Annotated in this window: 1 protein-coding gene; it reads left to right on the plus strand. The window is 70.2% G+C overall.

What is annotated here, in order from left to right; translation table 11 throughout:
* The first annotated feature begins 5 nt into the window (after positions 1-5).
* Positions 6-25,508, plus strand: a complete 25,503-nt coding sequence (locus tag ACIP5Y_RS43175) for a hypothetical protein (protein WP_400359246.1) — start codon at positions 6-8, stop codon at positions 25,506-25,508.
* Positions 25,509-25,582 lie beyond the last annotated feature (74 nt).

A 25,582-nucleotide genomic window follows, 5' to 3' on the forward strand; every position in this document is an offset into this window, starting at 1 on the left:
GTCGCATGGCTCTCGAACTGCCCTCTGAACTCGAATGGCTGGGTTGGCTCGTCGGGGTGCAATGGCCCGACGGCAACGAAGACCAGATGTGGGATCTGGCGAACTATTGGAAGTCCGCCGCCGACGGTTTGCGTGGCCAGGTCTCGGCGATGGACGATGCCAAGTACGCGACGCTGGCGGCGTACGTGGACGGCGACGGTCGCGACGCCATGGCCAAGCAGTTCGACCTCATGGCCGGGACCGGGGGTAAACAGGACGGCAACACGTCCATCCTGGATCTGGCGGGTTTCTACGACCAGATCGGTGAATCGGTGCACGACACCGGCACCGAGATCGAGTCGACCAAGCTCATGTTCTATTCGTCGCTGGCCATGCTGGCGTTCGAAATGGCCGCGGCGTGGATCTCCCCACTCACCGCACCGGCCACGGAGGCGGCGGCGCAGGCGGCCACCCGGGTCGCGGTGAGGATCATCGGCCGGGAGGCGGTCGAAGCCATTGCGAGGTATGCGGCCAAAATGGTGGGCTCGTCGCTGGCGAAGTTCATGGTGCGGCATTTCGTGCTGGACGCCGGATTGGGCGTGCTGCAGGAAGTCGGCATCGAGGGGTATCAGGTCGCCGCCGGGCATCGCAGCGGCATGGACTGGGGCAAGATCGGAGTCACCGCAGTCAGTTCGGCCGCGGGTGGCATGCTGGGTGGCAAGGTCGGCAAGGCGCTCGGCGAACATTTCGAGAGCTCCACGATCAATCATTATCTGGCAGGCGCCATTACCGGCACCACTGCCGGGTTGGCCGGTGCGGCGGGCGGATTCGTGGCCGGCACCGCGGCCCAGTTCGGGCTCGATGCCTACCAGCACGGTTGGGGTGACGCCTTCAAGAACGCGGGCAGCGCCTTCACCAATTTCGATCCGCGCATGCTGACCGGCGGGGTCGCCAACGGCGGTCTCTCGGGCTTGAATCACACTGCCTCCCATCAGTTCTGGGAGCCGCGCGTGGCCCGCATGCGTGCGGGCGTCAGCACCGACATGGCGAACGTCGGCGCCGTTCCGGATGCACGCGGCACCGGGGATATGGCCGGAAACTCGACCGGCGGTGGCGACACGGGCAGCACCGGTGTCGGCCACGATGGCGCGTCGAGTGGCGGGTCCACCATGCACCCCGCCGGATACAGCGGTGACACAACCACCTCCGGTGCCGATACCCACACCACCGGTGACGGCAGCACCGCCCGCCCCGAAGGCGGTGACCAGGGCGGCTACGGCGGCGGCTCGGATTCCCGTTCGCCCGCCGACCGCGGCGCCGAGCCCACCGACTCCGGCGCGACCGGCGGCGACCATGGGGCACAGCCGCACACCGCGACCGACGGCGCGCCCGCGGCCGCGCACGGTCCGGCCGACGCCGGCTCCCAGCCGCAGGCGGGAAGCCACGAAAACCCCGGTGGCGCTGTGGAGTCGAGTGTTCAGGCCGGGAGCCGCGAGGGGCCCGCATCCAGCGTTACCGACCCCGGCAGCGCAGGCAATTCCGCTCCCGCCGCGCCCGGCAACGGCATGGGCCCTGGGAATGCCGCTCCCACTTCGGGTCCCGGCAACTCCGCTCCGGCGTCGAGTCCAGCCGGCCAGTCCGGTACCACGCCTACCGGGGATACCCGCACCGGCTCCTCGTCGGGTTCCGGGTCGGCCGCACCCGCCGACGGCGGCGCTCGCGCTACCGGCAGCAACTCGACCGACACGACTTCGCCCGCGCCCGCAGATTCCGGCGCCAGTACGCCCGCGCCCGTAGACTCCGGCGCCGGCACGGCCTCGTCCGCCGGACCCGCCGACTCTTCCCCGAACGTCTACCCGGCGAGCGCGCCTTCCGAGGCGCGCGCGTCCGTCCCCGACGGCACCGGTGCGAATGTCGCCTCCACGCCCGCCGAGGGCGCGCCCACGACGTCACACGACGCGGGCGCCGCCCCGGCCACCATCGGTCCGGACCGCGCGGAACCCTCGATCGCCGCGTCCTCCAACGGAACTCAGCCCCCGGGCAGCTCGGCTCCGGCCGCATCCACCGGTGGAACCACCGCGACCGGCGCTCCCGCGCACGGCACGTCCACCGCCCCCGACGCGCGTGGCGGCTCCGACGCCCCGCGCCCGGCCACGGACACCCGTGCGACCCCCGATGCCCGTGCGACCTCGGTGCGTGCGGGCGACGGCAGTGGTGCCCGCGCGGAGGCACCGCGCGCCGATGCCGCACGCCCGGCCGGCCCCGATGCCCGTCCGACGGGCACGGACGCCCGTCCCACCGCGGGAAGTCAGGTCCGCGCGACGGGTCCGGACGCCCCGGCCGGTCGTCCGCACGAGGCGGGCGAATCTACGTCCGCCCGCCAAGGCGCGGAAAAGCCTGGGGCACACCCGGAATCGCGTGGCGCAGAGCCTTCGGACACGGCCGGACAGGGCCCGGACGCGGAGCGATCACTCGAGTCGAACTCGAGCTCCGATAGCGGGAGACACGACCCGTCCGTACCCGCGAGCGACGTGGCGGACGGCCGCCCGGAACATGCGGGGGTAGCGTCGGATTCCCGCGAAGCGGACCCGACTACGGAACCGAGTGGCCATCGGGCCGGACTCGAACCCGCCGCCGATCCGGCCATCGGCCCGCACGCCGAACACCCTGCGGAACAGCCCGATTCGCGCGCCGGGGAGTCGGAATCGGGTCGGCCCGGCGACCAGCCCGAGCCCGCTGCCGCGCGCGATCCCGAGTCGCCCGCCGACACCGCGCGGGAACCCGGGCATTCGGGCGAGGAGCCAGGACCGGCCCGCGATGCGGCGCCGCACACCGCCGCCGAGCCGCAGCGCGACGGTTCGACCTCCGAACATCCACCGGAGCACGCGGATTCCCCCGCACCGGAGCACAGCGACACTGCCGATCCGGCGGCGCAGGAGGCGGCGCCCAACGGTGAGCCCGAGGCCGTTCGGCCAGAGCGGGAGTCCGAGCCGCTGGCGGGTCGCGATTCGGAGCCGACGCCCGACATCCCCTCGCAGCGTGATGAATCCGTCGTCGGCAGTGACGAGCCGGCTCGCGACGAGGCCGATCCCGCCGCCGCACGCGAGCCGGAGCGGCAACCTGAAATCGCCTCGCAGCGTGACGATGTCGCGGATCGGGCGGGGGAGGCCGACGGCACCGCAGATCGGCCGGAGTCCGGTGATCCCGACCATCCTTCGGCGGCTACTCGGCCCGGTGCAGAGCCGGGGGGACAGCACCCGGCGGAGAACCGCCCGGAGTCCGATGCGGGCAACCCGGAGGAGCGTGCGCACGACGGGTCGCGGCCGGACGACCGGCACGAGTCGGACGCACCTGATAGTGGCTTGCTGGTCGCGCCGGTTCCGCTGGGCGATCATCCGCTTGGGCAGCCCGGCGGGGCCCGGGAGCATCGCGCACCGACCGGGGAGCGGCGGTCCGATGCCGCCGAGGGTGGGCGTCCGGCCGAACGGCCCGCATCGGAGGCGCGCCCGGGCGACCGCCGCGACGGTCAGCCCGCGCGCGGCGACGGCGCGGCCGAGCACCCCGGTTCCGTGCGCGAACCGTCGGAGCACGCGGTGTCGTCGGGCCCGGATGAGGCGTCCGATCACGCTGCGACGCAGCAGGATCCGGCCCAGCCGGTGGACGCGCACCCGAACCGTGGCCGGTGTGGCGAGCTGGCACTGAAACTGTTGCGCCAGATCACCGGGAACGATTCGATCCGAATTCCGGATCGTCGGGTAGGCCCCGAGGGCATGTCGGTGTCGGAGGTCGTGGCGAAGGCGGGCGGCAAGCTCCGTGTCTTCGGCGACCACGAGGCGATCGCGGATCGGCTGCGGGAGCTCGGCCCGGGTTCCTCCGCATTGGTCGTCGACCAATACGCCGGTCCCGCCGATGAGCACGGCGTGGGTGCGCACGCCTATCTGCTGGTCAACGAGGGCGGCGAGATTGTGGTGAAGGATCCGGCGGCGGGCCGTGAGCACGGCTTCCCGCCGGAGATCCCACACGAGACCCAGGGCACACGGGCGATTCTGTTCAAAGACGATGGCACGCCGGTGGATCCGCTCAGCGAGCAGACTCGGCACGCCCTGGAACCGAAGACGTCGGGACACGGGCGTCCGGGTGCCGCTGATCAGTCGGCCGGTATCCGTGCGGAGATCGGGCACGCGCACGACGTCGCCCGGCGGGCGCTGCGGGAGGCGATCACCAATCTGGAGAAGGTGACCGGCCTGAAGGTCGCCGAATCCGGCCTGGCCGCAGGAAAATTCGACGACACGATGCGGGACCTGGAGGGCAGCAAGGCGAAGGTGAAACGGGGCGTGGACCCGCAGGAGGCCTTCACCAAATTGCGGGACGCCGCGAAGCAGTTCCACCGCACGGACGAACTCACCCGGGCGATGATCGCGGCGGACCTGGCCCACGCGACCGAGTTGGCCCACGCCTCCGACCCGTCTCACCCGTCCGCCCCGGTGCACGAGCCGGATCCGGCTCGGACGGCTGCGGCGGATCCGATCGCGGCGGCAAGGGCATTCGAGCAGCACGCGACCGAGGCGATCAGGTCCGGTGAAGTGTCCGCCGAGGTGTTGAGCGAGGGCGCGCTCAAACAAGCCCAGCGGGTGGAGCTGGTCACCTTCGAGGACGGCACCCAGCTGATCCGCAAGACGGTCAGCCTGCCCGAGCATGCCGATGCCGAGCACCTGGCATCACTGGTGGGCCAGGCACTCGGCGTGGACGTGCCTCGCGTGTACCGCGAGAGCGAGAACGTCATCTACATGGACGTGATGCCGGGCAGGCCGGGTATCGATCTCCATCCCGTCGAGTTCCGTCCGTCGCTGCCCTACGTGGAGCTTCCCGAAGGCCGCCGTATGGGCCTGTTCGACGCTTTGACCGGGATGCCCGATCGCGACGCGAACTTGCTCGTCACCGACGACGGTCACCTCAGCTCCATCGACCACAGCCTCGCCTTCGGCGGCGGCCCCCGAGACCGGATCCCCCTGAGCGATTTCGCCCGCCATTTCATGGATCTGGGCGAGGGCGGCGAGGTTGACTGGCACAAGCACAGCTTCACGCGATCCGAGATCGCCGACGTACGTGCTCGGCTGGAAGCCCTGGCCCCGGAGTTCGAGGCCAACGGCCATCCCGACTGGTATGAGGCCATGACGGACCGCCTCGACCAGATCGAGCGGCACGCACAGCTTGGTCCGGGTCCAGAGCCCGTCACCGAGCCGCATGCCGCCGCGCCCGAGCCTTCCGCTCTTCCCTCCGGCCGTTCACCGCGGCCGGAGGTTCCCGATGCGCCGGGCCCGGAGCATCCGCAGGCGCTCGCCCCGAACAACGCTGCGCCCGTGAATGATCCGACGGACGAACGCCCCCGGGCGGCGGTCGGCGATGCGACGAGCCCGCCCGATCCGGTTGCCGCCAACGAGACCTCTCCGCCCCGGAATTCGCCGGACACCCCGCAGCGCTCGGATCTGCCCGAGCAATCGGCCGCGCCCCGGAGGGCGGCTGGTGTCGACGAGTTCTATGGGTACCTGGATCCTGCTGTCGAGCCAGATCTTTCGGGCACCGCCGGGACGGTGGAGTCGGCTGGCCCGGCGGAGGTGTTCATCCCGCCCGATCCGGCTGTCGCCGCCCGGATCACAGAGCTGGTGGGGCAGGCGGCGGATGCCTCGGCCTGGGCTTCGGATGTTGATCGGGCCCGGATCGATACGCAGATGTCCCGGGATTTCGGTGTCGAGACCGCGGGATTGTCGGATGCGGACCTGCATCGGGTGCTGCGCGGCACGCTCGGCTCCGACTCGGCTCGATCGCCACGGTTCGCTGCCGCTCGTACGTCGGTGGTGAGTGACTACGCCAACTACCGTGCGCATCTCGACCGGTCGCGTGAGCTGCTCGGCCAGGCCCATGAGCTGGCCGTCGGTGAAGTGCTGGCGGCTGCCGGCGGTGTGGAGCTTCGTCCCGGTCTGGCCATGGTCGATGATCCGCCGCGGGTGGTGCTGGCCTTGCCGCCATCGGCGAAGGTCGATGACATCGTCAGCATCCGCATGCGGGAAGCCTGGAGGGAGCAGGGCGTCTCGGTCGAGTACCGCCGTGTCGAGGTGGCCTCGGACGGCACTGTGACTACCGAACCCATTCGGCCCCCGGAGGGCTTCGATGTTGGTCCGGATCCGAGGCAGTCCGAGCCGGGGGCGTCGCCCGCGGCTGCTGTTGCGCGCCCGGACGACGTCGTCTCGCCTGAGCACGTCGTGCGCGGGGTGGTCGACCACGTCGACTCACACGACACCCCGGAGTGGGTGTCGCGTGCCGCCGATCCGCACCTGACGTCGGTAGGGGAAGTGCTGGCGCACACCGAAACCGGCCGCGCCGCGCTGGACGCGCTGCAGGAGGCGGGTGTAACGGTGCGGTTGACCGACAGCGGCGGGGAACCGCACGGTGGTGACTCGTATGACCCGGCCCGCCGCGAACTGGTGGTGGATCGCCACGGTCGCGGCGAATTGGAGCAGGCCGCCGCCGTCGTGGCCGCCGCCGCTCACTTGGGCGATCCGCACTTCGCCGATCCGCATCGCGCCGCCGAGCCCGGCAGCCCGGAGCGGCTGCGCGCGGCGGCCGAATCCTTCGGCAAGCACGCCGATTTCGTGCACGAGCTGCGTGAGGCGGGCTACGACCCGGAGCGCGGACCCGAGCGCAGCCCGGTCGATATTGCCTACGAGGACGGTGTCCGCGACACCTATCGAGAGGCGTCCGATACCGCCGTGGCGCGCGAACGCGCCCAGCATCCCGAGCTTTCGGACGCCGAGGCGCGTGCCGTCGGACACGCGGCCGGCATCGAGGCCCTGCTGGCCGATGAGCGATTCACCGGCGCGCAGGGCGGGGACCACCCGGACGCGGTGGCCGACCGTTTCGCCGAGCCGACCCTGCAGAGCGACGAATCACCTTCCGCGGCAGTCGATTTCACCGATCACTCGGTGCCCCCTTCGGGGGTCGGCCTCGACTGGTCGATGGTGTGGGAGACGGCGAGCGGTCGAGATGGTAGCGACATCTCGCGCTGGGCGCTCGCGGTGCTGGAGCAGCACGGAATCGACATCCGATTCACCGATGATCCCGCGGCGGCGGTGACGCGGACACCCGATGGGCGAATCGAGCGCGGACCGCGTGCTGGATATGACCCGGCCACGAATACTGTACTGCTGCACCGTGGTTCGACTCGCCTGGACCAGGGCGCTCGCTTGGAGCACGCCGCCGAGCTGGTGCGCGCGGCCTCGGAAGCGCAGGCGCGCGCCCGGGTCGAGGGTCCGCTGGAGCGTTTCGCGTTGACTCGCGACGAATACGTGCAGACGATGCTGGACCGGCAGGCCGAAGCCCTGGCCTTGTCCTACGAACACAACCGGATCCGGGGCGACGGCTCGGATCGAAATCGGGCCGGTGCGGCGGATCCGCTCGAACGCGTCTTCCAGCGGGCCCGGGACCGCGCACTCGATGATGCGCGGGCGGCCTACCGCGGCAACAGCAGCGCCACCGACCGTATGTTGGAGGCCGCCGCCTATCGGGCCGGCGTCCGTGAGGTGGCCGCTCACCTGGTCGAGGACGGCCCCCGGGTCGAGGGGCACGATCCCGCGGCCGTGCACGGCGCGGAATGGGATAGGGCGCACGGCATTCCGGCTTCGGAAGATGCGCCGCGAGTGATGCGCCGTGAGGAGGACACGCCGGGGGCTCGGGCGCGGCGTGCCGGTGAGTACGCGGACGAGATCGACCAGCTGCGTCTGCTTCGGGAGGGCGGCAAGCCGATTCCGGTCGGCCCTGCCGAGCGGGTATACGCCGAGGCCCACGACAGGGCGGCAAGTTCGAGCAACGCGACCGAGGCCACCGCTCGCGAGGCCGGAGTGCAAGCGCTGCGACGCTATCTGGATCGCAACGGCCTGCATGCCTCCGATGTCGCGTTCGACGTGGTGCGGACGTTCGGTGAGAGCGGCGATCCCCGGTGGGGGCATCCGACGCCACGCGACCTCGTCACTCCGCACGATCCGGCGGACGCGGATGCGCACGAATCCGGCACGCCGCAGCCCCATTCGGAGGATGAGCTCCGGCAACTGGCCAGGCAGGCTTCGGAGGCCGCGCTGGGTGCGCACGGGCGGCGCCTCACCGACCAGGTGATCGTGACGTCGAGTGGGGATGTGGTGGTGTTCGCCGGCGAGGGCGATCACATGAACGCCGTACGGGTTCTCATCGACGCTCACCCGCAGTACCGGAGCGTGTTGTGGACCAGGTCGAATCACATCGAGTATCGCGTGGTCGCCCCGGACGAACACGGTGGCGTGGAGGTGCACAGGATCTATTCGCACGAGGCCGAGGGTTCGATGCGCCGGCCGACGAGGTCCGAGGCGCTCGGCGAGATGCTCGCGCACTATCTGCGGTACCGCGAGGAGGGCCGCGTTACCGTCGGCTTCGACGAATGGTTGCGTGGGCTCGGCGACGATGCGTTCAAACCCGTCGCACGCCAGGGGTTCTCCCTTCGATCCCGTGGCCGGGACGATTCGCCGCAGCTGGCGTCCAATTTCATGGACGCCGGTTACCGGCAGCACCAGGACAACCGGTCGACGGACCACCCGCACCCCGCGGCGGTCGCTCACGACCTGATGACGAGGAAGATCGCGCTGGGGCCCAGTGGCGACGGCCCGGACGTCGCTCGCCATCGGGATCCGGACCGTTATCAGTTGCACCCTGTCGATGTCGGTCCGACGACCCTGCATCTGTGGCTGGAACGCGACGGTGAAGGCGGGTGGCGGGTTCCGCCGCCGAATGGCAAGGGTGGCATGTCGGATGCCCTGTCGAGCCGATTCCAGGGTCTGACCGATCGGGACCCGGTCCGGCTGACCAACAGGATTCGCGACATCCTGGTGGACCCCGCGGCCTCATTGCATCCGAGCCCGGAGGCCGACCGCCCGCGTGGCTTCATGCGGCGTCTCACCGACCGCCTCCCTGGTCGCGAACCGGGTGATACACCGCGTCCTGATGGCCCGTCACCGCATCGTGACGGGCCGGAGGAGCCGCATGTCGAAATGCCGCGCGATATGGCGGCGGACTCGGCGAACGATGCCGGTCCCGAGCGCGTGTCGCGGCCCGATCGTTCCGATGCCCATGGTGCGGAGGAGCATCCGCAGTCGATCGCTCCGAAGGAAGCCGCGCCTGTGCGCGATTCGGAGCCCAGGCCCGGCCGGACCGAGGAGCCGGTGGCGCCGGAGCGCCGCGTGGCCGATTCCCATGTCGCGAACGAATCCGCGGCGCCGGGCGGCGACCGGCACGAACAACCGGCCGCCGATGAGCATCACACGGACCATGCGGGAACGGATTCGCAGGAGCACCGGCCGGATTGGACCTCTCAGGTCGATGACGAGTGGTCGGGCCTCGACGCAGAGCACATTGTCGACAAGCTCGAGCAGCGCTGGGACATAGACGTTTTCGGGTTCGACTCCGATATCCACCCCGAGGTGCTGCGCGAATACGCGCGGGCCGTCGATTCCATGATGGAGAAGTACCCCGCCACCAACCTGCGTTCGATCGGTATCGGGGACCTGCCCGAGGGTGTCTATGCGCGCTCGTCTCCGGAGAAGGGCAAGAACGTCGGCTGGTACGCCGAGAAGCTGACCCTCAACGCGGATCTCGCTCGTAATCCCGACGGGATGGCCCTGATGGCCCGTCTGGACGAGGGCTCGGGTCACCATGTGACGGGCGCGAGCGACCGTCCGATCTATGCGACGGTCCTGCACGAGTTCGCGCACGCCATGGACTGGACCGGCCAGGGCAAGGCCCGCCAGCGCATGATGGATGCGCTCACCCAGCACTTCGTGGCCGAGAACGGCAATATGGCCGGCTTCCGCCGCTGGCTGCAGCAAGAGCTCTCGCGCTACAGCTTCGAAGGAAAGACCTCTCGCACAGAGATCCCCGAGGCCTTGGCCGAGGCTTTCACCGACGTCGAGCTCAACGGTGACAATGCCAGCACCGCCGCCAAGATCATCCACAAAGTCCTCGTCGACGCCCTCGCCGAACACACGGCGAAGCACCCCGCCGAGGGCGGCCCCCGAACCCGCATCGAACCCCCGGAAGGCGAGTCCCACGCCCCGGCGGCCAACCGCGAATCGACGGGCACACACGACGGCCCGAACGCCCGCGACCCGCAGGAAGCACACAGCCCGGCAGCTACCCGTGATCCGGCAGCAGCCCATGACCCTTCGTCGTCCGGCGACCCGTCGGCCGCGCCGCATCGGCCGGAGTCCGACACCGCCGCGCGGCGCGATGACGCCTCGAATCCCCGTGCGAAGGAGGAGATTCCGCCATCGGGACCGCAGCGGGAAGCGGACGGACCGCACGAGCCGCGCGCCGTGGAGCGTCCGGCTGCCGGTGCGGTTCACGCCGAGGACGCCCGGTCGGAACCCACCAGGTCGGAACCGGGGCGGCCCGAGCAGCCGCGCGCTGATGAAGCGCGTCCGGAGCAGGCTCGGCCGGAAGCGCATCCCTTGGACGCAGAGCAGACCAGGGATTCTCGCTTCGGTAGGCGCTCCGAGCCTTCCGGGGAGGATCGCTCGGTCGAACATCCGTCGCAGTCGCACGAGGGCGAGCCGCCGCCGGTTCGCAAACAGCGCCCGACCGGATATGACGACGGAAAGCCCATCCCCCCGCCGGAATCGGAGCGGGGTCCTCGGGTGCCCAGGGAGGAGTATCTCGCCGCTTCGCCCGAGGAGCGGCAGACCATCAACCTGCCGCTCGACGAGTGGTCGTCGAAGTCTCCGTCGGAGGTGGCCGAAGAGCTTACCGAGCGTTGGGGATTGAAGGTCACCGGGTTCGACGACGCGACCGTCGAGCCGCATGTCGCACGGGAATTCGCGCGTGCCGTCGACGATATGATGCGGCGTTACCCCGCGGTCAGGAATCTGAAGCGGATTTCGATCGAGGCGATGCCGGACGACAATGTCTACGCCTTCTGCGAGCACGAGATTCCCGGGCGTTTCGACGGTGGGCCGCGGGTCTTGAAGGCCGACGCGGTCGTGTTGAACTCGCGTTACGCACACGAGTACACGTCGCTGCGGAAGGCGATCGCCGCCGAAGTGAAATCCGGTGTCACTCCGCGAGGTGCTGCCAGGCGCCCCGTGCACGCGGTGATCGTGCACGAGCTGGCGCACGTGATGGACGTCGAGGCCACCCCGGCCGGGTCGGTGCGGAATCGGCCGTCCAGCACCGCACTGCGGGTCCTGCGGGACCATTTCGAAGCGACTCGGCCCGATCTGGGCCGCCGGGAGTTCCGCGCCGCCTTCCAGGATTGGCTGGATCAACTCAGCGGGTACAGCCGCGGCGGGCAGGAACGGTTGAGCCGTCTGGGCCTGGGCGCCAAGTACGAGTTCCACAGCGGCGAGGCGATGGCCGAGGCGCTGCAGGAGGTCGAATACAACGGCGAACGAGCGTCCGAGCCCGCGAAGGTCCTGTACTGGCACCTCATGGACAGCCTGGACGAGCATGCGCGCATCCAGGCCGACTATCACATGCCGCCCGAGGCGATTTCGCGGCCGACGGGCCCGAACCCGGTGGAGGAGCACGCTCCCGCCGGCCGCCGCACCGCGCCGCCACCGAAGATCGAGATCACCGTCGATGATTCGCATGTCGGCGGCGCGCGACCGGAGTCGATTCCGTCGAATCTGGTGGGGGATTCGTCGGATCGACCCGGTGTGCAGCGAGATACGGATCCGGCTGAGCCTCAGGTCCGCCGCGACGACGCGGCAGCCGTTGCCGAGCCGGTCGATCCGGTGAAGTCCGACGGCGACGGTGACCAGGGCAACCCCGGCGTCCGCCAGAACAAGGCTGGGGACGGCAGCCAGAACGAGTCGGGGGACGGCAGCCAGAACGAGTCGGGGGACGGCAGCCAGAACAAGGCTGGGGACGGCAGCCAGAACGAGTCGGGGGACGGCAGCCAGAACGAGCCGGCGGGCGGGCGCCCCGGCGATCCGGCCGCCGGTGGCTCCGGAGGCGAGCAACCGCCGACGCCACGCAACGAGTCCGCGTCGAATCCCGAGCCCGAACCGAACGGTGGCGATCACGGGATTCCGTCCGGACAGCCCGAAACCGGTGGTCCGGCAGCGGGATCCGGGCCGGACGAGCGGAGCCCCTGGCTGCGGCGCGAGGAGGCCATCCAGGCCGACTGGAATGCCGACATGGAGGCGCAGAGCGCCGACTTCCTGCGTGAGATGGCCGACGGGATGCCGGAGGGCAGCCCCGATCGTGCCATGCTCGAGGAGCGTATCGCCGAGGCCGAGGATCGTGCCCGGGCCGCCAGGGACGATGCGGATCAGTTGTGGGCGCAGGCCGGCGGCCGACCGGGCGAACCGGTTCCGGAGCCCGGTGCCGCTGCCCCCGCCGCCGGGCCGGGCTCGACACTGCCGGATACGCAGCTGCACAACGTGTCCGGCGGCGAGGAGAACAGCTCCGAGGCCCCCACCCAGGAATTGACCTTGCCGTCGGGGGCTGCGGTGCGTCCGGCCGATCCGGTCGACGCTTCCCCGGCCCTGCATGCGGTGGCCGACTACTTGGGCCGGTCCGAGGCTCCGCCCAGTATTCGTGAGCACACGCCCGCCGAGGAGGCGTATGCCGCGCAGTTGATGGATGCGCTCGGTATGGAGCACCTCATCGGTCAGCAGCGGGATCCGCTGGCCGCCATGCGGGACGTGGCCGAAAACGCCCGTGTACGTGGTGGTTTCGGCGATCCGGAAGGTGATCGTCCGTCGCGCGCGCTGCGACCGGAGGACTTCCGTCCACTGTCGGCCGAGGAGCGTTTCGTTCCGGGGCCGGTGGAGCGACCCGAGGGGGAGGCGTCTCGGGCGCAGCCGCTCGAGCCCTGGTCCGAAGTGGATCACGGTCCCGCCGCGGGCGAGCCGCGCCTGTTCTCGCTTCCCGAGTTGCGGCAGGAACTGGCCGACCGCCTGGGCCTGCGCCCCGAGGATGTCACCCCGGAACGCCTGTCCGAGCTCGCGGGCGACCTCCAGTATCGGAACCTGCTGCGCGCCGGTGGGATCGAGGCGCTGAGCGATGCCGTGGACCGTCATGCCGCGTCGCCCACCTCGGAGTTGCGCGCCGCCTACGGGGCGGTCCGTGACGAGTGGGCGCGCCTGCTCGGCGTCGACCCCGAACACCTGGCCCGCGATCCGCAGGGCACGCTGACCCGGCTGCGCGACGAAACCTTGCGCCGTGCAAGCGATGTCGCGGACCTGATGGCCGCCACCTTCCATCAGCCGGATCCGGCAGCGGGAGCGCGGCTGGTGCTGGAGGCCGATGGTCATAGGGTGCACCTCGAGGTCACCGCGGGGCCGGACGGGGCACACCGGCTCGCGGTCACCGACCGTCCGGATGTGGCTTTCGAGACGAAACCCGGTGCCCCGGAACGCAAAATCGGATTGCTTCGGCGCGTATGGCGCAAGTTCAAGGGCTACGAAGGCCAGTATCCCAAGTACATGTCGGGCTACGAACACGGTGACGGCGAGGGACAGGCCGACGTGCTCAAGGGTGCTGCGCACCTGCTCGGCCACGACTTCCCCACCGAGGTGGAGACGAATCCGCACGAGCATCTCGCTCCGGGGCAGAAACCCCAGACGACGGAGTTCATGCCGGAGGCTCCCTTCGCCCGCATGATCAAGGAGAGCGCCACCATCTGGAAGGTGCGGGAGCGGATGCCGTTCCTGAAGCGCTGGACCAGCCGTGTCGCGGATGTGGCCGGGGATGTCGTGCCCATGCGCGATCGTAGCGGCGGCGAGTACGAGCCCTGGTTCTCCGAGGCCGATCCCGGACTCCGCGCCGAGAACGAGACCAGTCTGCGCCTGGGCGGCATGCCCACCGAAGCGGACTACATCCGCGAACGCGAGGGTCAGACATCGGAGCTTCCGGCCGGCTCGCAGGTCCCGGAGCTGCCGGCTCCGCCGGAACATCATTGGGCTTCGAACCTGCCCGAGCCCGTGGCGCACGCGATCGAGGCCCGCGATGCCGCGCTGAGCGACCTGGCGCGCCTGGCTGCCGAACACGGATACGAACTGTCCGAGGACTCCCCGGCCGCCCTGCGCCGTGTGGTCACCGAGGAGGCGTATCGGCTGATCCGCCGGGCCGGTGCGATCGAGGCCCTGAACCATGTCGCACACGAGTTCAACGAGGTGGAGGCGAAGGTCCCCGCCCGCCCCGTTGCCGTCAATGACAAGAATCCGCTGGGCCGCTTCGTCCGTGAAGTCCACGAGGTCAAGGAGCTGGAGCGCCGGCAGGCGCAGGCCGACCGGTTGCGGGAGAAATACGGTGCCGCGCCGGATGATCCGTCGAAGAAGTTCCAGCCGAAGCCGCCCCGGAAGACCTTCCTGGACGCGGTCGGCACCAACAACAACGGCGAGTGGGCGAAGCACTTCGAGGATGCCGACGAGGGATTCCGGCAGAGCGAGCGGGGTGATCTGTTCCAGGACGCCTTGAAGCGGGACCAGCTCGCCGAGGAGCGGTCGAACTGGGCGCAGTTGCTCGGTATCGGCCTGGATGAACTCGGCCCGGGTCAGGCCGAACTCGACCGCACCATTGCCGCGCACCGGATGGCGGTACGGGACGAGCGCGACCATCTGAACGAATTGTCGGCTGCGGTAGAGCATTTCATCGAGCTGGACGATGCCTCGAAGCAGCGGGGCCGCGAGCTGGTCGACCGCACGGCGCACGACTGGATGGACGCCAATGGCGGCGCCATGCTGGAGTCCGGGATCGGGGTACGCCCGGGCGAGCACCTCCACGAGCCGAACCGTCTGGTCGTGATCAGTGGCGACGAAGACCACCACGCCCGTCTGGCGGAAGCCCTCACCGAGTATCCGGAACTCGCCGGCATGCTCAATCGCGGTGAGCTGCAATTGGATTACCGCACCGTCGGCATGAACGACGACGGCGTACTGCACGTGGTCGACGAGGCCACACCGCAGGTCCGCTTCGCGAATCCGGAGCCGGGCGGCGACCGCGCCCCGGTGCTCATGGTGCGCGGCGATCACGGCACCTGGGATGTCGTCCAACCCGAACCAAGGCACGTCACGCCGGAGCCCGAGACCCCCGTCCAGAGCGAAACGCCGAGTGCGCCACGCGATCCGGAGGTGGTGAAGGCCGAACGCAATGCGGTCGCCGCCCGCCTCGAAGGCGCGACCCGGATGGACCTGGGCGAGCACCTGGACGAGACCATCGCCGCACTGCGCCAGGACAATATGCTGCGAGCCGCGCAGATCGAGGGCGCGGCGGATTACATGCGCAGCAGTGACGCGATCGACAATTTCCATGAGCTGAGCGACAAGCTCGGCGATCTGGGGCACGTACTGGGCATCGACCCGGAGCGGATGTCGCCGCAGCGTGTGGCCGAGGCGATCGCCGATCCGAAGCTGAAGCGGGCACGTCGCGCGCAGGCCATCGGCGACCTGATGGACTACGCGAAGCAGTTGGGCAAGACCGATGAGCCCGCGGTGATCGCGGCGCGGGACCGGTTGGCGCGGCGGCTCGGTGTCGAGCCGGAAGACCTGTACGGACCCAAGTACGAGAAGAACAAGATCAAGCCGGAGATCATCGGCTACGGGCCGGATCCCACCGCCACCCACAAGCCCGCGGTGCTGCGTGCTGTCAAGGCCGCGCTGGGTCGTGATGGGGAACACCCACACGTGGTCGCCGCGCTCGCCGAGTACGCGCACGCACTGGGCGCCGTCGACCCGTACCACCCGGACCTGCGCTTCGATCCGAGCACCGATCCGCGCGCGGCCGACGGCGTCGTGCCGATCCACCCGGGGTCCGCGCCGGAGCTTTTGCACAGTCTGTTGAGCGAAACGATCGGGGAGCACCCACTTTCCGGCAACCCCTCACAGGCCACCGGTGTCTGGTCGCATCTGCTCGGCGTGGACGTCCACGATATCGACCGCATGATCAAGTCCTACAGTAAGCAGCTGCCCGGCTTGCAGGACCGGATGTCGCCGGAACAGATGAGAAAGGCGCTGCAGTCACTGCCGGAGCCGCTCCCTCAGGAGCAGCCCACGCCGAAGAGCGCCACACCGGCGGAGGTCGCAGAGGCGAAGGCCGCGCGGGAGAACGCCGTGCGGGAGCACCTGGACGCTGTGCGGGTGACCTACGCCGAGTACATGATGGGGATGGATCCCGAGCATCACCCGCTGTCGGTCGGCGATTTCGTCGAACTGGTCCAGGGGGTCAGGGATGCCCGCTTCGCCGACGTCTACGAGATCTATCGCGACGGCAAGATCGAAACGGGGGAGCGGCCCAATCCGGCCGACCTCGCGAAGATGCTCGACGAGATGCGCGCTGAGGTCCGCGCCCGCGAGGCCGATATCAACGACCTGCAGCGGCTGGCCGCTGAACACCACGCGCTCACCTCTACGCCGGAACCGCCTGCGCCACGCAGCAGTCCGCTCGAGGCGGCGGGCGGCCTGGTCGAGGCCCGTCAGGAGCGGGACGCGGCCCGCGACCGACTCGACGCCGCTGTGGGCCGGATCGACACCGGCTCGGACCGGCCGCTGCGCGACGGTGATCTGAGCCCGCAACGGCTGCCCAGTACGCTCGAATACCTGGCCACTCGCACCAGCGAAGACGGGGGCCATCTGCTCAATTCCGAGCAGCACCTACAGGATCTGGCGCGCACGGCGTCCGAGTTCAATGCGGCCGATGCACGGGTGAACGACCACGAGGCGCAGTTGCACGCGGCCGTCGAAGTCACCGGTGATACGCCGGCCGAGGTATGGCAGCGCGAAGTCGACCGTGCGCGAGACGATCTGGTGACCGCGGCGGCCGAAGCGCCGGGGACCTGGCCCGACCACGCCGATCAGATCGTCGGTCGGTTCGACCGGCTTTCGCGCGGGGCCGATCACAACGGTCTGGTCCTCGACCCCGAGCTCGATCCGCTGCGCGAGGCTGTGAGCCGCTACCAGACCGCCATGGACTTCCAGGGTGCGGTGCGGCCCGAGCCGATCGAGGCGGTCCGCGCCGGCGAATCGCCGCAGGCGCAGGCCGAGCGCGAGTTGCGGTACGCCCGGCAAGACGCCGACATCGCCAAGTTGGCCATGGAGTCGGGCATGAGCGGCCTCCCGCTCACCGAGTCCGACCTCACCCGCGACTGGATCGCCACCACCCGAGCACAATTCGGCGACATCCCGCGCGACCAGCTCACCCCCGATCAGCGCAGCCGCCTCGACCTCGCCGGCTACGCCGAGCACTACCTCGACAACCAGGAACACGTCGCCCGCTGGCAGGCCCAGCTCGACCACCTCGCCGCCGATGCTCACAACGCCGCCGACACGCCCCGAGCCGCCGCGGCGCGCGCCGTCGACGCCGCCCGCACCGACCTGCGCACCGCCATCCGCGACCTCTTCGAAACGACCGGCCTGTCCACCGACGAATCCCAGCTCGCCGGCCCCGGATTCGGCGCGGCCATAGCCGACCTGGAAAACCAGACCATCCGCCGCAACAACGGCGACCCGCATACCGCCTTTGAAAACCTCCGCACCGCGGCTGAAACCTGGAATCGCGCAACAGAGTTCGCCGCCTGGGTCGAGGAACACATCGCCGGCAACAAGCCAGGAGGCGGCCCGGGAGGCGGCGGCCCCGATGGCGACCCGGGTCCGAAGCCGACCCCACCACCGCCCGGCGGATCCGGCGCCGAGCCCAGCTCCGGCGGCTCCGGGGGCAAGGATCCCGGTGACAATGGCTCCGGCGCAACGGGACCCGACTCCGGCGAACCGGAACCCGGCGGATCCGGCGGCAAGTCCGGCTCCGGGGGCTCCGGCGGCAACGGCACCGATCCCGGCTCTGAATCAGGAACCCCGGACCCCGAAGAACCGGAGGGCAATTCAGGACCGGGTGGCAATGCGGGCTCCGAGGACCCGACCGTCGAGCTCGAACACGGCTCAGGCTCAGAAGGTTCGGAAGACCCGACCCTCGAACTGCCTCCGGGTTCGACCCCGATGGGTTCCGAGGACCCTACGCTCGAACTGCAACACGCCTCGGGCCCTCCGGGTTCGGAAGATCCGACAGTTGAACTGCCGCCGGGTTCAAGCCCGGTGGGTTCCGAGGACTCCACCCTCGAACTGCAACAAGGTTCGGGCCCCGTGGGTGCCGTAGATCCGACCGTCGAGCTCCCGTCGGGTTCGATTCCGGTGGGTTCCGAGGATCCCACCCTCGAACTGTCGAATGGCTCGGGTCCAGTGGGCTCGGGTGATCCGACGTTGGAGGTTCCGCCCAGGTCTGGTCCGGGGGGCCCGACGGCGGAATTGCCGCAGGGTTCGGGTCCTGTCGGTTCGGGCGATCCGACAGTTGAACTGCCGCCCAAGGGTTCTGGCGAACCGACGGTCGAGTTGCCGGCGCAGCACGACCCGAACGCGCAGACGGTCGAGTTGTCGCCGCCACCTCAGCATGACCCCAATGCGCAGACGGTTGAGGTTCAGCCGCAGCATGATCCGAATGCGCAGACCGTTGAGCTGGCGTCGCCGCAGCATGATCCGAATGCGCAGACGGTGGAGTTGGAGCGGCCGGTGGAGGGTGCGCCGGAGTCGGTGAATCCGGTGGTGGCCTCGCCGACGCTGAAGGCTGTCGCGGACTTCCTGGCGGATGCGCCGCTTGAGCACAATGCGCGTCAGCGCAGCCCGGAGGAGCTGGCCTATCTGGCCGAGCTGGCCGATGGGCTGGGTATGGTCGAGCCGCTGTCGAAGCGGCCGGACGCGCTCGCCTCGTTGCAGGAAATGGCCGAGATGGCCAAGGCGCGTGGCTTTTTCGGCGATCCGGATACCGGCGCCGGGCCCGGGTCCATGCGGGGTGCGGAGGATTACCGCCCGCTCACGTTCGACGAGCGTTATGCCGGTGAGGAGCCTTGGCGTTCGGAGGTCGACCCGCGCGCGCTGGCCGCCATCGAGGCCGAGCACAGTGCCCTGGGTATCGACGATCGCCTGCGGCAGGCCGAAGCGGCCGAGGCCGCCGCCACCCGGCAGGCCCTGGAGCAGAACGCGTCTCACCCCGGCGCGTCCCGCGATCTGCCGCTCGAGCCGTGGTCGGATCCCACACACCAGGCGGGCACCCCGCCGCGTGCCATGACACTCGACGAGATGCGCCAGGACATCGCCACCCGTCTCGGCCTGTCGGACGCCGATCTCACGAAGGCGCGGCTACCGGAGGTCGCGGGCGAGCTGCAATACCGGAACATGTTGCGCGCCGGTGCGATCGAAGCGCTCGACGACGCCGCCGCCCGCCACGACGCGGCCACCGACCCGCAGGAGCGCGCGCAGCTGGCCACCGTCCGGGACGAGTGGGCGCGTCTGCTCGGTGTCGATCCCGATCGGCTCGCCCCGGAAAATCGCGCGGCGACGCTGGCCGGCCTGCGTGATGAAACCGTCCGCCGTGCAAACGATGTCGCGGATCTGCTGGCGGCGACCTTCCACGAGCCCGACCCTTCCGCGCCCCAGCGTCTGGTCCTCGAGGTCGATGGCGAGCGCGTCCACGTCACCGTCCGCACCGACGCCGACGGCACCCGCCATCTGGAACCGGCTGTCCGGCCGGAGCTGCCGGGTGATCGTCTCCCGGCCGCGAAACAGCCGGTCCGCCCGCCGTTCATGCGCCGGCTGTGGGACTTCGTGCGCGGCGGATTCAAGGGCCAGTACCCGAAGTACGCCTCGGGTTCGGGTCTCGACGGTACCGGGCAGAAGCAGATCATCAATGAGATCGGCGGCTGGCTGCACAACGACTTCCTGCACCATTTGGGCATCAATCCGTCCCGGCTCGGCAAGGAGTTCGCCACCTTCTGGAAGGCGCGCGAGAACCTGCCGTTCGTCAATCACCTGACCGCGCGGGTTCCCGACGTGGCTTCCGAGGCCGTGCCCATGCGCACCCGCGACGGCGGCGAGTACCAGCCTTGGATCAGCGAGGTGGATCCCGCGACCGTGGCGCGGGCGGCCGCGGATCTGCGCCTGGCCGGCATCGAGCAGGAAAGTCCGGTGGCCGCCGGTCAGCGGCCGGGAGCCGACCCGGGTACCGATCCCACCGCGGTCACCCAGCGTGAGCCCCTGCCGCAGCTGCCGTCCGGCGAGCATGCGGCCGGGTCCTCCGGGCATACCGGCGCACAGCCGGATCCGGCGGCAGCCCACTCCGCACAGCACCAACCGGCCTCGCGTGACGCGTTGCCGAAGACCCTCGCCGACGGACTCGACGCCCGCGACGCGGCGCTCCAGGAGGTGCTGAATCAGGCTGCGCGCCAGGGCATCGACCTGCGTACGGCCGATCCTGCGACCTTGCGCCGCCTGGTCGACGAGTCCGCGTACGTGATGCTGCGCCGGGCAGGCGCGGTCGAGGCGCTGTTCGACGTCGCGCAGCGCTACAACACCGAGCACGCGCGGGTCCCCTTCCTCGACAGCATCAATTTCTTCGACAAGGATCCGCTCGGCCGGTACCTGCGTGAGCTGGTGCACAGCGATCCGACCCGGGTGGACGGGCTGCTCGGCAAGGCGGCGCGCAAGCTCGGGCTGTTCGGCAAGGACGACCCGCTTTCGACCTTCCTGGATTGGGAGGGCACTCCCAACGGCGGCGAGCCGGCCCGCAATTTCGACGATCTGTCCCCGGATGAGCTGGATACCCGCAAGGAGGGCGTGCTCTTCAAGAACGCCCTGGAGCGCGATCAGATTCGCGAGGAGCGTTCGAACTGGGCGCAGCTGCTGGGTGTCGGTATCGATGAACTGACCCAGGAACGGTTGCCGCACACCGTTTCCGAATTGCGGATGGCGGTGCGTGAACACGCCGCCCAGGTCGCCGATCTGGGCCGTGCCGTCGACGACTACCTGCGGGCCGACGACCAGGTCCGCGGCGCGGCAACCGATCTCGCCGACGATGCGGCACGATCCTGGGCGAACGAAGAGGGCGGCGCGCCGCTCGACAATGGCATCGCCGTACTGCCGGGTAAGCCGCCGCGCCTCACCGTGATTCGCGCCGACGGCGAGCACACCCGGGCGCTCGCCGACTATCTCGCCGAGCACCCCGAGATCGGCCGCCAGCTCAATGACGGCCGTCTGCGCCCTGAATTCCGCACGGTCACCATGGACGACCAGGGCCGCCTGAGCGTCGTGGCCGAGCACACCCCCGAGGTGCGCTTCCACGAGCCCGAACTGAACGGCGAGCGGGTCCCGGCCACCACGGTGCGTGATCATCCGGCGGACCGCTGGCGGGTCGTCGAGCACACGCCCGCGGATCGGGTTCCGCACGAAGCGCCCGAGCTGCCACGCTCGCTGGCCGAATTGCGCACCGCGCGTGATGAACTGGCGAAGAAGATGGCCGTGTACCGGGAGGACCTCACTCCCGACAAGCTGGCCGACACCATCAAGGCCCTGCAGCACGACAATGCACTGCGCGCCGCGCAGATCGAGGGCGCCGCCGACTTCATGCGCAGCAGCGACAGCATCGAGTCGTTCAACGACTTGAACGATGCCCTGCAGCAGCTGGCGAACCGGCTGGGTCTGGACCCGGCCGAGCTGAGCCCCGAGAAGATGGTCGAGGCACTGACCGATCCGGGGATGCGCAATGTGCGCCGCCTGCAAGCGGTTCAGGATCTGGTCGGGTACGCGTCCACCCTGCGCGGTGTGGACGAACCGGCCGCGCTGGCGGCCCGCGACCGGCTGGCGGAGCGGCTCGGCATCAAGCCCGAGGACCTGTACTCCGACAAGTACAACAAGGTCGCTGATCGATTCGAGCCCGACCGCAAGAGCATCGCGCCACCCGCACTGCTGCGGGCGATCAACGACATGATGCATCGCTCGCTCGAACGGCCGGAACTGGTGGCCGCGCTGACCGAGTACGCGCACACCCTCGCCGGGATCGACCCGTTCCACGAGAACCTGCGCTTCGATCCGAACACCGATCCGCGCGTCGCCGAGGGCGAGCTACCCATCCGGGATGCGGCCGCGGTCGCGGCACTGCGCGACTTCAACCACGAATTGATCGGCGAGGCGCCGAGTTCGGATGATCCGTCGTTGGCGGGCTCGGCTTGGGCGAAGCTCCAAGGTCTGGAGCTCGGCGACGATCCGAAGCGCTGGGCGAAGGCCTACGAGGCCTATCGGGACGGCAAGATCGAGAAGTTCGAGCGCCCGGACGACGCCCAGACCCAGGCGAACGTCGACGAGTTGCGGGCCGCGGTACGCGATCGCGCCGCCGATATCGCGGCGTTGCAGCGGCTCGCACAGGATTACAACGACGTCACCACCGCGACGCAGCCGGAGCGCCCGCCGGTCCGCCCGACCGTGGCCGCCGCCGAACTGGACAACGCGCGAACCGAGTTGGAGTCCGCGGGCAACAGTCGCGACTACGCGCTGTCCCGCATCACGCACCCGGACGCGCACGAGCCGCACCTCGAGGGCGCCCCGGGCCGTCCGATCGACGCCCGGGATCTGACGCCGGGCCGGTTGGCGTCCACTATCGAACACCTCGAACAGCTGCCCATGCACCCGGCCATGCGGTCCGACCACGAGGCCAGGGTCTCCGAACTGCGTACGGCTGCGGAGCATTACAACGAGGCGGAGGCCAGGGTCCGCGCTGCCGAGCAGCAGCTGGATCGCTCGCTGATGGCCGGTGCCCGCCCGGATGAACCGCCGGTCGACACCTTGCGCCGCGAACTCGACCAGGCCCTCCGCGACCGGAAGCGCGCCATGCAGGGCGTGCGGGTGAACGAATCCGATCTGACGCCCGAGCATTTCCGCAATGCCCTCGACGAGGCCGCGCAGCATGCGCGCACACTCCAGGAGCAGGCTGCGGCGACGCCGCTCATCCACCGTCTGCACGACGCGACGGTGCGAGTGCATCAGATCCAGGAACTTATCGCAGGTCACGAGGCGGCCGCCGAGGCGCACGCCCGGGCAGCCGAGTCTCCGCTGGACACCGCCCGCCGGGAATCCCGTGCGGCGCAACAGGAACTGCGTGCGGCCCTGGCCGACGAGGCCGAGCTGGCCGCCACCCCGCCGAAGTCGGGCAGCGCCGCGGATATCGCGGCCCGCCTCGATGCCTTGCGCGCCGCGGGCGAGCGGGTCGATCAGGCGAAGGCGGCCGCCGGCCCGTGGTCGGACGAGCTGAAGCGGCTGTGGGCCGCGGAGCAGCGGGCCGCCGTCACCCCTCACGAGGCCGCCGCCGCGGCCCGCGATGCTGCCCGCGCCGCCCTCGAACAGGCCGTCGTGAATTTCCGCGCGGCGACCGAGTTGCCTGTCGCCGAGATCGATCTCACCCCTGACAAGCTCGAGCCCACCATCGAGTATCTGAAGGGCAAGACCGTCCTGGCGAACGGCCCCGGCAGCGGCACCGCCTTCGAGGACCTGCGCCGCGCGGCCGAGGAATCCCATCGCGCCGACGCCCTCGCCCGCTGGGTCGACCAGAACATCCCGCGCCCCGGCGACACCGCCACCGGCACGACTCCTGGCACCCGTGGCCCGGAAACCGGTACTGGCGACCCGAATTCGGGCACGGACGGATCCGGGCCGGACGGTGGCGGATCCGGTCCCTCCGCGGGTGGCCCCGCCGAAGGTGGTCCCGTCACGGGCGGCGGCCCGAAGCCGGACACCGGGTCCGGCGACGGCGCGGCCCAAGCCGGGCCCGACCCCGATTCCGTTGTCACCCAGGTTCTCTCCACCGGCGAGACCCCCGATGTACACGGCGCGGTGCTGCACGAAGGCAATCTGCCGCCCAACGACGACGCTCTCTATCGCGGCATCCCCCGCCTGCTGCCCGACGGTACGGTCAACCCGGCCTACCTCCAGGGCTTGCAGGGCGTCGTGCCGCCGCGCGGCGACCTGGACCTCGACTACGAGGGCCACACCTCGCACCTGGGTGAGCAGAGCGACGCCACCTCCTGGACCAGAAACCCCAAGGTGGCAGCGGTTTTCGCCAAGGGCGACGGCCTCATCATGGAGTGGCGCACCGGCGCGCCCCCCGAAGGCGCCGGCTGGCGCTTCAAGCCGATCTACGACCTCCCCGACGAGTTCAGCCAGGTCCTGATCCAAGGCACCCTCACCGACGCCCGCGCGGTGCGCTACCTCCCCGAGGCAGCTCTCCCCGCCCCGGACGGGGAGCCATCGGCCCCACGGAACGAACCGGAGGCGCCGAGCGCGAACCGGATACCCAGCGGCACTGCGCAATCCGGTCGTTCGGACGGCAACGAGCCGAATTCCGCTGTGCCGGATTCTCAGCGGTCGGGGCTGAACTGGGAGCATGTGCGGTCGCATCTGCCCAAGGTGCCGCGGGACTTCGATCCGCAGTTCCCGCAGTACACGCCGCAGCCGTCGCAGGAGGCGGCGCCGTGGTCGCTGCCGCCGGATGCGAATCCGCCGCAGCCGCAGCCGCCGAATCCGCCGCAGCGGCCGCTGCCACCGATCGGGCCGGGCGGACCTTCGGACCCGCAGGATCCCGGGATGCCGGGTGGTGGTGGGATGCCCGGTGGCGGGATGCCGGCGCAGCCGCAGTTGCCGACCATGCCGCAGCCGCCGGTGATGCCGCAGCCGCCGGTGATCCCGCCGTACCCGACGCCGCCGGGTGGTTCGTATCCGGGCATCCCGACGCCGCCTGACCCGGGCCGGCCGGGTGGCCAGTTGCCGCCTGATGGTCAGCAGCCGTGGGGTTCGTGGCCGGGTTCGCCGCAGGACCCGGGCGGCTCGTCGCAGTGGCCCAATGGATCCGGGCAGTGGCCCAACGGGTCTCAGCAGACGCCGAATGGTTCGCCGGAGTGGCCGGGCTCGCCCGGTGGGCAGCATCCGGGGTACCCGGGCTCGCCCTCGGCTCCGGGTGGGACGCCGCACGCTCCCGGTGGCCCCGGTGGACCTAATGGCGGTGCGCCGCAAGGTCCGAACGGTGCGCCGGGTTGGAACGGCCTGCCGGACAGCCCGTCCGACGGCTACGGCGCCGGTGCGAACGGCAATGGCGCGAATGGCAATGGCGGGAACGGCGCGTCCGGAGCTCCGGGCGGATTCCCGGGCGGCCCGATGGGCGGCGGCGCTCCGGGCGGGCAATCGCAAGGCGGGGCCAATGGCGGACGTGCGAAGGGTGGCAACCGCTTCCCGCGCGCATCGGGTCCGGCATCGTCCGGCACCGGGGTATTCCTGCGATCGCATTCCGGTTTCGGTGAGTTCGCCATGCTGAATCCGCTGACCGGTGAGCTGAACTCGGCTCCGGTGGGCGCGGGTTCGCTGGCGGGTGTCTACGACGATCTGGACGGGCTGCGGGTGATCCTCTACCGGGATCAGCAGGCCGGGCTGGTGCTCCGGGTGGGCGATCAGGCCATCGAGGTGGACCGGCTGGGTGCCGATGTGTACTGGGAGCGCACGCAACAGGGTTTCAACCGCCTGCTGGTCGGGGTGGGTGGCATGCCGCAGTGCGAGGTCCGCTACCGCACGGTCCCGCAGGACTCCGACCTGGGTCTGCTGATTCGCGATGTGCTGTCGGATCCGGCGCGGCGGGCGGGAATCTTCGGGTGAACTTGGCTGAGTTCGCCGATTCTTACGGTTCCTGCAACCGCATGGTCGTTTGGGATATGTGATGCTGAGTTCCG

Source organism: Nocardia sp. NPDC088792, assembly GCF_044750615.1.
Taxonomy (GTDB): domain Bacteria; phylum Actinomycetota; class Actinomycetes; order Mycobacteriales; family Mycobacteriaceae; genus Nocardia.

What these genes read in the sequence shown, in the direction of transcription:
- ACIP5Y_RS43175 (WP_400359246.1), top strand. Translation starts at nt 6, where the DNA reads ATGGCTCTCGAACTGCCCTCTGAACTCGAATGGCTGGGTTGGCTCGTC.